Annotated in this window: 12 protein-coding genes; 11 read left to right on the forward strand and 1 reads right to left on the reverse strand. The window is 74.0% G+C overall.

Annotated elements, in window-relative coordinates:
- The first annotated feature begins 213 nt into the window (after window positions 1-213).
- Window positions 214-792, forward strand: coding sequence for a transcriptional regulator (locus ACFW9D_RS01190; protein WP_188339449.1), 579 nt, complete (start codon window positions 214-216; stop codon window positions 790-792).
- Complete coding sequence (locus tag ACFW9D_RS01195; protein ID WP_384616592.1) at window positions 792-2174, forward strand: MFS transporter; 1383 nt, start codon at window positions 792-794, stop codon at window positions 2172-2174. Before ACFW9D_RS01190 ends, ACFW9D_RS01195 begins: the two co-directional genes overlap by 1 nt.
- 123 nt (window positions 2175-2297) lie before the next feature.
- On the opposite strand, the gene ACFW9D_RS01200 is transcribed toward ACFW9D_RS01195, so the two are convergent.
- Window positions 2298-2933 carry a TIGR03085 family metal-binding protein gene (locus tag ACFW9D_RS01200; RefSeq protein ID WP_188339451.1) on the reverse strand — a complete coding sequence of 212 codons (636 nt, stop codon included), beginning with the start codon at window positions 2931-2933 and terminating at the stop codon, window positions 2298-2300.
- A gap of 83 nt (window positions 2934-3016) precedes the next feature.
- Between ACFW9D_RS01200 and hisI the strand changes: the two genes are divergently transcribed.
- From hisI to trpA, 9 genes are all read left to right on the forward strand, one after another.
- Window positions 3017-3382, forward strand: coding sequence for a phosphoribosyl-AMP cyclohydrolase (gene hisI, locus ACFW9D_RS01205; protein ID WP_384616594.1), 366 nt, complete (start codon window positions 3017-3019; stop codon window positions 3380-3382).
- Between the two features lie 11 nt (window positions 3383-3393).
- Window positions 3394-4881, forward strand: coding sequence for an anthranilate synthase component I (locus tag ACFW9D_RS01210; RefSeq protein ID WP_384616596.1), 1488 nt, complete (start codon window positions 3394-3396; stop codon window positions 4879-4881).
- A 54-nt stretch (window positions 4882-4935) separates the two neighbouring features.
- Window positions 4936-5583 carry a TIGR02234 family membrane protein gene (locus ACFW9D_RS01215; protein ID WP_188339454.1) on the forward strand — a complete coding sequence of 216 codons (648 nt, stop codon included), beginning with the start codon at window positions 4936-4938 and terminating at the stop codon, window positions 5581-5583.
- A gap of 130 nt (window positions 5584-5713) precedes the next feature.
- Window positions 5714-5965 carry an HGxxPAAW family protein gene (locus ACFW9D_RS01220; protein WP_188339455.1) on the forward strand — a complete coding sequence of 84 codons (252 nt, stop codon included), beginning with the start codon at window positions 5714-5716 and terminating at the stop codon, window positions 5963-5965.
- 106 nt (window positions 5966-6071) lie between these two features.
- The gene (locus ACFW9D_RS01225) at window positions 6072-6545 is read left to right on the forward strand and encodes a DUF2752 domain-containing protein (RefSeq protein ID WP_384616598.1); all 474 of its coding nucleotides are present in this window, start codon (window positions 6072-6074) and stop codon (window positions 6543-6545) included.
- Window positions 6546-6664: 119 nt separating this feature from the next.
- Entirely contained in the window at window positions 6665-7474 is an 810-nt protein-coding gene (gene trpC, locus ACFW9D_RS01230; protein WP_188339457.1) for an indole-3-glycerol phosphate synthase TrpC, read from the forward strand.
- Window positions 7475-7481: 7 nt separating this feature from the next.
- Window positions 7482-7631, forward strand: a complete 150-nt coding sequence (gene trpM, locus ACFW9D_RS01235; protein ID WP_384616600.1) for a tryptophan biosynthesis modulator TrpM — start codon at window positions 7482-7484, stop codon at window positions 7629-7631.
- Window positions 7632-7765: 134 nt separating this feature from the next.
- Window positions 7766-9055 carry a tryptophan synthase subunit beta gene (gene trpB / locus ACFW9D_RS01240; RefSeq protein WP_384616602.1) on the forward strand — a complete coding sequence of 430 codons (1290 nt, stop codon included), beginning with the start codon at window positions 7766-7768 and terminating at the stop codon, window positions 9053-9055.
- Window positions 9052-9867 (forward strand): tryptophan synthase subunit alpha, encoded by an 816-nt coding sequence (gene trpA, locus ACFW9D_RS01245; protein ID WP_384616603.1) that lies wholly within the window; start codon window positions 9052-9054, stop codon window positions 9865-9867. The genes trpB and trpA overlap by 4 nt, the downstream gene beginning before the upstream one ends.
- The last annotated feature ends 116 nt before the right edge of the window (window positions 9868-9983 follow it).

Raw genomic sequence — 9983 nt, forward strand, 5'->3', positions numbered from 1 at the left:
CTGCGCTTTTGGGCCGGGGCCTGTCGTCCTCGCCCCGGTGCGCGCGGGCCGCACCGGCCCCCACGGGGGGGCCCCTCCCGCCGGGCCCACCCGCCCCCCCCCGCGCCCGCGGCGGGGGGGCGGGTTCGCTTCGGCCCGGCAGCGCGGGACTGCGAAAGAAAAGTTGTGCAACATATCTTGTGCAAGTTTTCTTTCGCATCTAGCGTCAGGGGTATGACGGAATACCGCCGCATCACCGATCTCGCCACGCTGAAGGCCTTCGGGCACCCGCTGCGCATGCGCCTCTACGGCGCGCTCTACATGCGCGGCACCGCCACCGCCTCGCACCTCGCCGAGGAGCTCGACGACGGCACGGCGGTCTCCCTCATCAGCTACCACCTGCGCAAGCTCGCCGAGCACGGCCTCATCGAGCCCGCCGAGCCCGAGGGCGCCGACGGCCGCGAGCGCTGGTGGAAGCCCGCGCAGGAAGCCCTGCGGATCGACAGCTCCGACTTCCGCGACACCCCCGAGGGCTCCGCGGCCCACACCGCGCTGTCCCGCGTCATGTACGAGCAGCGCCGTGACCACTACCTGCGCTTCCTCGACCAGCGCGCCGGCTGGAGCCCCGACTGGCAGGACGCCCACGACAGCTCCGACTTCCTGGCCCGGCTCACCCCCGCCGAGCTCAAGGAGATGACCGCCGAACTGCACGCCGTCATCGACCGGTACACGCAGGCGGGCAAGGCCGCCGACCCCGAGGGCCGCGAGACCGTCGCCGTGCACCTGTACGCCTTCCCGCTGAGGAACGCGTGATGGCCGCCCTCCTCGACGCGCGGGCCGCGCGCCGCCGCTTCGTCGCGGTCAACTTCCTGTTCTGGTTCCCCGTCGGCCTCTCCATCCCCGTACAGGTGCTGCTCCTCGTCGACCGGGGCGTGTCCGTCGCGACCGTCGCCGCCCTGTTCGCCGTGCACTCCCTGACGGCCGCCGCGCTGGAGCTGCCCACCGGAGGGCTCTCCGACGTCATAGGCCGGCGTGCCGTGCTCGCCGCCTCCGGCGTGCTCGCCGTCGTCGCGATCACCCTGACCGCCCTGGCCACCGCCACCTGGGTGTTCGCCCTCGCCATGTTCCTCAAGGGCGCCGGACGCGCCCTCAACAGCGGGCCCGCCGAGGCCTGGTACGTCGACACCGTGCACGCGGACCTCGGCCCCGACGCCGACCTGCGCGACGGCCTGGCCCGCGGCTCCGCCGCCTCCTCCGTCGCCCTCGCCCTCGGCACGATCCTCGGCGGCCTCGTGCCCTGGCTGCTCGGCCTCGGCCCCGACCTGGGCGCCCGGCTGGAGCGCGCCACCGGCGGCCTCGTCACGCCGCTGTCCGTGCCGCTCCTCGCGGGCGCCACCTGCTGCGTGCTCTACGTCGTCCACGTCCTGGTCGCCCTGCCCGAGCCGCCGCGCCCGTCGACCGGCCTGCGCGCCGTCCTCGCCGACGTGCCGCGCACCGCCCGCGCCGGCATCCGGCTCGCCACCCGCGACGTCATGGTCCGGCGCATCATGCTCACCATGGCCGCCGCCGGAAGCGCCCTCGGCGTCGTCGAACTGCTCACCCCGTCCCGCTCCGCCGACGCGACCGGCGGCGCCTCCTCGGGCGCCGTCCTCTACGCCGGTCTGGCCTGCGCCGGATTCACCGCCACCGCGCTCGGCAACCGGCTCTCCCCCTGGGTGGCCCGCGTCGCCCGGAGCGGGGAGCGCGCCATCCTCGCCGCCGAGCTGACCATGCTGCTCGGCCTGGCCGTGCTGTGCGCGACCGCCGCGACCGACACCGCCGCCCCGGCCGTCGCCGGCTACGTCCTCGTCTACGTGGGCCTGGGCCTCGCCTCGCCCTGCCTCAACGACTTCCTGCACCGGCGCACCGACAGCTCCGGCCGCGCCACCGCGCTCTCCGTGCAGTCGCTCGCCCTCCAGCTGGCCGGCGCCCTCAGCGGCCTCGTCGCGGGCGCCCTGCCCGGCGGCCCCGCCGCCTGGCTGCCCGGCGTCGTGGGCGTGAGCGCCGGAGCCCTGCTCTGGCTCCGCGCCCGCACCACCCCGAAGGCCACACCGGCCGAGGCCGCGGCGGCCCAGGCCGGTCCGGACAGCGAGCGCCCCGCGGGCACGCAGGCGCCGGGCACCCCCGCGCGCGACGCCATGGAAACGCCCCGGTAGCACCGCCGCCGGAGTGGCCCCACCTCGTCGGGCCGCGCCTAGGGCCTTTCTTTCGGATCCGGCTGGGCTCGCGGGGCGTGGCACGCCCCGCTCCCTGATCCAGCCTGATCCGAAAGAAAGGCCCTAGATCCCCAGCGCCTTCGTCTCGCTCAGCCGCGTGATCGCCGCCTCGTCGCCCTCGACCTGCACCTTCGCCGAGGACTGACGGCCCATGGTGAACATCAGCAGTTCCGGCGGCTCCCCGGTCACCGTCACCACCGGGGTGCCGCGGTGCGCGACCGCCGTCCGGCCGTCCGGGCGGCGCAGCACCAGGCCCACCGGCAGCTTGCGGCCCATCACCCGCGCCATCTTCTCCAGCCGGGACCAGAGCACGTCCGAGAACACCGGATCCAGCTCCCGCGGGCTCCAGTCCTTCTGCGCCCGGCGCACGTCCTCCGCGTGGACGTAGAACTCCACCGCGTTCGCCGCCTCGTCGATCTGCTTCACCGAGAACGGGGAGAACCGCGGCGGACCGGTGCGGATGAGCTGGATCAGCTCCTCGTACGGCTTGTCCGCGAACTCGGCCTGCACCCGCTCCAGACGCGCGGCCAGCGGCTTCACGAACGCGCCGCCCGCCGCGTCCGGACGGCGCTCGCGCACCACCACATGGGCGGCGAGATCCCGGGCGTTCCAGCCCTCGCACAGGGTCGGGGCCTCAGGGCCCGCGGCCTCCAACAGATCGGCCAGCAGGAGCCGTTCACGCTTGGCATGGGTCGACATGTCCGCCAGCCTACGACCGCCCCCACCGTCCGGACAGTGGACCACCCCCGGTCGGCGAGGCCCGGCGCGGCACAATGGTCCCCATGACCAGCGCCTCCCGCCCCAGCGACCTCGACCCGGCCGTCGCCGCCCGCCTCAAGCGCAGCGCCGACGGCCTCGTCCCCGCCATCGCCCAGCAGTACGACACCGGCGAGGTGCTCATGCTCGGCTGGATGGACGACGAGGCGCTGCACCGCACGCTCACCACGGGCCGCGCCACCTACTGGTCGCGCAGCCGTCAGGAGTACTGGGTCAAGGGCGACACCTCCGGTCACGTCCAGCACGTGAAGGCCGTCGCCCTCGACTGCGACGCCGACACCGTCCTCGTCAAGGTCGACCAGGTCGGCGCCGCCTGCCACACCGGCACGCGCACCTGCTTCGACTCCGACGTCCTCCCCCTCAGCCAGTAAGGTCGGCGGCCATGGACCTCGAGACCTTCCGCAAGCTCGCGACCGACCGCCGCGTGATCCCCGTCAGCCGCAAGCTCCTCGCGGACGGCGACACCCCCGTCGGCCTGTACCGCAAGCTCGCCGCCGAGCGCACCGGCACGTTCCTCCTGGAGTCCGCGGAGAACGGCCGCTCCTGGTCCCGCTACTCGTTCGTCGGCGTGCGCTCCGCCGGCACCCTCACCACCCGCGACGGCCAGGCCCACTGGCTCGGCACCCCGCCGGTCGGCGTCCCCGTCGACGGCGACCCGCTCGCCGCCCTGCGCGCCACCGTCGAGACCCTCCACACCCCGCACCACGAGGGCCTGCCCCCGTTCACCGGCGGCATGGTCGGCTACCTCGGCTACGACATCGTGCGCCGCCTGGAGAAGATCGGCCCGGGGGAGCGCGACGACCTGAAGCTCCCCGAGCTCACCATGCTGCTCACCAGCGACCTCGCCGTGCTCGACCACTGGGACGGCTCGGTCCTGCTGATCGCCAACGCGATCAACCACAACGACCTCGACACCGGCGTCGACGAGGCCTACGCCGACGCCGTCGCCCGGCTCGACGCGATGGAGGCCGACCTCGGCAAGCCCGTCGAGTCCGCCCCCGCCGCGCTCCCGCCCTCCGAACTGCCCGAGTACACGGCCCTGTGGGGCGGCGAGCAGTACCAGGACGCCGTCGAGGACATCAAGGAGCGCATCCGCTCCGGCGAGGCCTTCCAGGTCGTCCCCTCGCAGCGCTTCGAGACCCCGTGCACCGCGAGCGCCCTCGACGTCTACCGGGTCCTGCGGGCCACCAACCCGTCGCCGTACATGTACCTGTTCCGGTTCCCCGGCGGGGACGGAGGCGCCTTCGATGTCGTCGGCTCGTCCCCCGAGGCCCTCGTCAAGGTCGAGGACGGGCGCGCCATGGTCCACCCCATCGCCGGGACCCGGCCGCGCGGCGCCACCCCGCAGGAGGACCAGGCCCTCGCCGACGAGCTGCTCGCCGACCCCAAGGAGCGCGCCGAGCACCTCATGCTCGTCGACCTCGGGCGCAACGACCTGGGCCGGGTCTGCGAACCGGGCTCCGTCGAGGTCGTCGACTTCATGTCCGTCGAGCGGTACTCGCACGTCATGCACATCGTCTCGACCGTCACCGGCCAGGTCGCCGAGGGCCGCACCGCCTTCGACGTGCTCACCGCCTGCTTCCCCGCCGGCACCCTCTCCGGCGCGCCCAAGCCCCGTGCCATGCAGATCATCGACGAGCTGGAGCCGTCCCGGCGCGGCCTGTACGGCGGCTGCGTCGGCTACCTCGACTTCGCGGGCGACTCCGACACCGCCATCGCCATCCGCACCGCCCTGCTGCGCGACGGCACCGCCTACGTGCAGGCCGGTGCCGGCGTCGTCGCGGACTCCGACCCGGTCGCCGAGGACACCGAATGCCGTAACAAGGCGGCGGCCGTGCTGCGCGCCGTACACACCGCGAACCGGCTGTGAAGTGACGCACGACTCCCACCCCCGGCGCCCGCACACCTGGACCGAGGGGCGATAGTGGAGTACGTGACTGCCGTACCGCACCCCCGCACCGAAGCCGCCGACACCGGGCCGAACCGGACCGGCCGGCGCAGCCTCGGCGTCGCGCTGCTCTTCGGCGCGGTGGGCGCCGCCGTCGCGCTGCTCGCCTCCCGCCAGGAATGGTGCTCGGGCGTCGCCGCCGTCGCGGGCGGCCGGCTGCCGCTCACCGCGAAGGGCAGCGACGTCACCGGGGTGCCCGCGGCCCTCGCGATCGTCGGGCTCGCCGCCCTCGTCGCCGTGTTCGCCGTGCGCCGCGTCGGCCGCGTCCTGGTCGCCGCGCTGCTCGCGCTCAGCGGCGCGGGCGCCGTCGCCGCCGCCGTGCTCGGCGCGGGCGACAGCTCCGCCCTCGACGAGAAGGCCGCCACCGCCGCGGGCGACGCGTCCACCACCATCGACGCCCTCTCGCACACCGCCTGGCCGTACGTCGCGGCCGGCGGCGGCGCGCTCCTCCTGATCGCCGGCATCCTCGCCGTCGTCTACGGCGCGGCCTGGCCCTCGATGGGCGGCCGCTACGAGCGCTCCGGCGCCCCCCGTGCCCGCAAGGCGAAGGCCGTCGACCCGGACCGCCCCGAGGACCTGTGGAAGGCCCTGGACCGCGGCGAGGACCCCACCGGCACCGCCTAGACCCCGCCGGTCACCCCACAGACCCCCTGTACATCGCCGTCCGGCGCGTACGGGACAATGGACCCTGAACGTCGTACGCCCTGCGTGCGCATGGGCCGTAAGAACACCCATCAGCAATGAGGAGCAAGCCATGGCGGATGCCAGCCACGGACACACCCCGGCCGCCTGGACCGGTGTCATCATCGCCTTCGTCGGTTTCATCGTCGCCGGCGCCTTCATGGTGATGGGCAGCGTCGCCGGTTTCTGGGCCGGCATGGCCCTGCTGGCCGTCGCCGCCGTCGTCGGTGGAGTGATGCACCTGGCCGGCCTCGGCAAGCCGCGCCGCGCCGAGCTGCAGATGCCCGCGGTCGCCACGCCGCAGGCCGCCGGCTCGGAGGCCTGAGCCCCGGTACGCCCCGCGGGGGCGGTACGGCGCGACACGCGCGCCGTACCGCCCCTTTCGCGTTCCCGGGCGGGCGCGCCCCGCACCGCCGGGCCACAATGCACGGGTGACCGTCGACAGCAGCGCACCGGCGAGCGACCGGACGAGCGAACCCCGGGCCGCGGCCCCCGGCACCTCCGCCCGCGCCGCCCTGCGCCGGACCGCCGTCCCCGCCGGCCTCCTCGCCGGAGTCGTCGCGGCCTTCGGCTATGTGGCCGCCGTCGACCCGAACGAGCCGGGCCACTACCCGGCCTGCCCGTTCCTCCAGCTCACCGGCGCCTACTGCCCCGGCTGCGGCGGCCTGCGCAGCGCCCACGCCTTCGCGCACGGCGACCTCGCGACGGCCCTCGGGGCCAACGCCCTCGCGGTCGCCGGCTACGCCCTCTTCGCCGTCCTGTGGGCCGTGTGGGTGGTCCGTGCCGCCCGCGGCAGACCGCTCGGACTGCGGCTCGGCCGGGTGCACCTGTGGGCGGCCGGTACCGTCGTTCTCGCCTTCACCGTGGCCCGCAACCTGCCGTTCGGAGCCTTCCTGCACCCCTGACCCCGATGTCCACCCAATGGGACCGGAGTCAACCGGATGCGGAGCCTTCGCCCTCCTGCGGATACCATCACAGTGACCAGCCGGTTGCCCGGGGAACTGCCAGAAGGGAGTCCGCTCGCGTGAGTGTGCTCGACGAGATCATCGACGGAGTCCGTGCCGACCTCGCGGAACGGCAGGCGCGCGTCAGCCTCGACGAGCTCAAGGAGCGCGCGGCGAAGGCTCCCGCGGCCAAGGACGGGGTCGCGGCCCTGCGCGGCGACGGCGTCAAGGTCATCTGTGAGGTCAAGCGGTCCAGCCCCTCCAAGGGCGCGCTCGCCGCGATCGCCGACCCGGCCGGACTCGCCGCCGACTACGAGGCGGGCGGCGCCGCCGTCATCTCCGTCCTCACCGAGCAGCGGCGCTTCGGCGGCTCCCTCGCCGACCTCGAGGCCGTCCGCGCCAAGGTCGACATCCCGGTCCTGCGCAAGGACTTCATCGTCACCTCGTACCAGCTGTGGGAGGCCCGCGCGTACGGCGCCGACCTCGCCCTGCTGATCGTCGCCGCCCTGGACCAGCCCGCCCTGGAGTCCCTCATCGAGCGCGCCGAGTCCATCGGCCTCACCCCGCTCGTCGAGGCCCACGACGAGGACGAGGTCGAGCGCGCGGTCGACGCCGGGGCCAAGGTCATCGGCATCAACACCCGCAACCTGAAGGACCTCACGGTCGACCGCGGCACGTTCGAGCGGGTCGCCCCGGACATCCCGGACCACATCGTCAAGGTCGCCGAGTCCGGCGTGCGCGGCCCGCACGACCTGATCGCGTACGCCAACGCGGGCGCCGACGCCGTGCTCGTCGGCGAGTCCCTCGTCACCGGCCGCGACCCCAAGGCCGCCGTCGCCGACCTCGTCGCCGCGGGCGCCCATCCGGCGCTGCGCCACGGAAGGGCCTGACCTCCGCATGCCCATCGCCGCCCGTCTCGCCCCCGGCTGCCGCCCCCGCGGCTGCCGGGCGCCTGCGCGACGCGTGCGCGGCCGCCGGGTCCGCTACCACATCGGCTCGGAGCCGGGCCAGATCAACGGCATGCGATGGTGCGGGGCGCCTGCATAGAGCGCCCCGCAGGGGCGCGGGGAACTGCGCGACAAGCCACGACGGCGTAGCAGTCGCGTACGTGCCCGTATGTCTACGGCGCGTAGGCATACCCAACGCAGCCCGCACACCCATCACCCGCGAGGTACAACCGCATGCCCAGCCAATACTTCATCCCCGACCCCGAGGGGCAGATCCCGAGCCCCGAAGGCTACTTCGGCACCTACGGCGGCAAGTTCATCCCGGAGGCCCTCGTCGCCGCCGTGGACGAGGTCGCCGTCGAGTACGACAAGGCCAAGAACGACCCGGAGTTCGCCCGCGAGCTCGACGACCTCCTGACCCACTACACCGGCCGCCCGAGCAGCCTCACCGAGGTCCCCCGGTTCGCCGAGCACGCCGGCGGGGCCCGGATCTTCCTCAAGCGCGAGGACCTGAACCACACCGGCTCGCACAAGATCAACAACGTGCTCGGCCAGGCCCTGCTCACCAAGCGCATGGGCAAGACCCGCGTCATCGCCGAGACCGGCGCCGGTCAGCACGGCGTCGCCACGGCCACCGCCTGCGCCCTGTTCGGCCTCGACTGCACCATCTACATGGGCGAGATCGACACCCAGCGCCAGGCCCTGAACGTGGCCCGCATGCGCATGCTGGGCGCCGAGGTCGTCGCCGTGAAGTCCGGCAGCCGCACGCTCAAGGACGCCATCAACGAGGCGTTCCGCGACTGGGTCGCCAACGTGGACCGCACGCACTACCTCTTCGGCACCGTCGCGGGCCCGCACCCGTTCCCCGCGATGGTCCGCGACTTCCACCGGGTCATCGGCGTCGAGGCCCGCCGCCAGATCCAGGAGCAGGCGGGCCGGCTGCCCGACGCCGCGATCGCCTGCGTCGGCGGCGGCTCCAACGCCATCGGCCTGTTCCACGCCTTCATCCCGGACAGCGGCGTCCGCCTCATCGGCTGCGAGCCGGCCGGGCACGGCGTCGAGACCGGCGAGCACGCGGCGACCCTGACCGCGGGCGAGCCCGGCATCCTGCACGGCTCGCGCTCCTACGTCCTCCAGGACGAGGAGGGCCAGATCACCGAGCCGTACTCGATCTCGGCCGGACTGGACTACCCGGGCATCGGCCCGGAGCACGCGTACCTGAAGGACAGCGGCCGCGGCGAGTACCGCGCGGTCACCGACGACGCGGCGATGCAGGCCCTGCGGCTGCTCTCGCGCACCGAGGGCATCATCCCGGCCATCGAGTCGGCGCACGCCCTCGCGGGCGCGATCGAGGTCGGCAAGGAGCTCGGCAAGGACGGCCTGATCGTCGTCAACCTGTCGGGCCGCGGCGACAAGGACATGGACACGGCCGCGCGCTACTTCGGCCTGTACGGCGAGGGCACCGACGCAGAGGTGGCGGCCGACGCCGCCGACGTCGCGGAGATCGAGGGGGACGCCAAGTGAGCGGCAACGTCCAGCTGTTGAACGACACCCTGGCGCACGCCAAGGCCGAGGGCCGCGCCGCCCTCATCGCCTACCTGCCCGCCGGCTTCCCCACCGTCGACGGCGGCATCGAGGCCGTCAAGGCGGCCTTCGAGGGCGGCGCCGACGTCGTCGAGGTCGGCCTGCCGCACTCGGACCCGGTGCTCGACGGACCGGTCATCCAGACCGCCGACGACATCGCGCTGCGCGGCGGCCTGAAGATCAAGGACGTCATGCGCACCGTCCGCGAGGCGCACGAGGCCACCGGCAAGCCGGTCCTCGTCATGACGTACTGGAACCCGATCTACATCTACGGCGTCGAGCGCTTCACCAGCGAGCTCGCCGAGGCCGGCGGCGCGGGCTGCATCCTGCCCGACCTGCCGGTGCAGGAGTCGGCGCTCTGGAGGGAGCACGCGGACAAGCACGGGCTCGGCACCGTGTTCGTCGTCGCGCCCAGCAGCAAGGACGAGCGGCTCGCCACCATCACGGCGGCCGGCTCGGGCTTCGTGTACGCCGCCTCGCTCATGGGCGTCACCGGCACCCGCGAATCCGTGGGCAGCCAGGCCCAGGACCTGGTCCGCCGCACCAAGGCGACGACGGACCTGCCGGTCTGCGTCGGCCTCGGCGTCTCGAACGCGGAGCAGGCCCGCGAGGTCGCCTCCTTCGCCGACGGCGTCATCGTCGGCTCGGCCTTCGTGAAGCGGATGCTGGACGCCGAGGACGAGGCCGCGGGCCTCGCCGGGGTCCGCGCGCTCGCCGCGGAACTGGCCGAAGGGGTCAGGGCCGGTAAGTAGCCGGGTCACCCGTATGGGTGGAAGTGGGGCCGGGGGGGGGGGGGGGGGCCCCCCCCCCGGGGGGGGGGCGGGGGGGGCGGGGAAGACACGCAGGGGATACCCCACGCCCCCGGGGC

The organism is Streptomyces sp. NPDC059524 (assembly GCF_042749255.1).
GTDB lineage: Bacteria > Actinomycetota > Actinomycetes > Streptomycetales > Streptomycetaceae > Streptomyces > Streptomyces xanthii.

Bases quoted from the DNA above. Each gene is read 5' to 3' on its own strand.
- ACFW9D_RS01190 (WP_188339449.1), top strand. From the start codon at position 214: ATGACGGAATACCGCCGCATCACCGATCTCGCCACGCTGAAGGCCTTC.
- ACFW9D_RS01195 (WP_384616592.1), top strand. From the start codon at position 792: ATGGCCGCCCTCCTCGACGCGCGGGCCGCGCGCCGCCGCTTCGTCGCG.
- ACFW9D_RS01200 (WP_188339451.1), bottom strand. From the start codon at position 2,933: ATGTCGACCCATGCCAAGCGTGAACGGCTCCTGCTGGCCGATCTGTTG.
- hisI (WP_384616594.1), top strand. From the start codon at position 3,017: ATGACCAGCGCCTCCCGCCCCAGCGACCTCGACCCGGCCGTCGCCGCC.
- ACFW9D_RS01210 (WP_384616596.1), top strand. From the start codon at position 3,394: ATGGACCTCGAGACCTTCCGCAAGCTCGCGACCGACCGCCGCGTGATC.
- ACFW9D_RS01220 (WP_188339455.1), top strand. From the start codon at position 5,714: ATGGCGGATGCCAGCCACGGACACACCCCGGCCGCCTGGACCGGTGTC.
- trpM (WP_384616600.1), top strand. From the start codon at position 7,482: ATGCCCATCGCCGCCCGTCTCGCCCCCGGCTGCCGCCCCCGCGGCTGC.
- trpB (WP_384616602.1), top strand. From the start codon at position 7,766: ATGCCCAGCCAATACTTCATCCCCGACCCCGAGGGGCAGATCCCGAGC.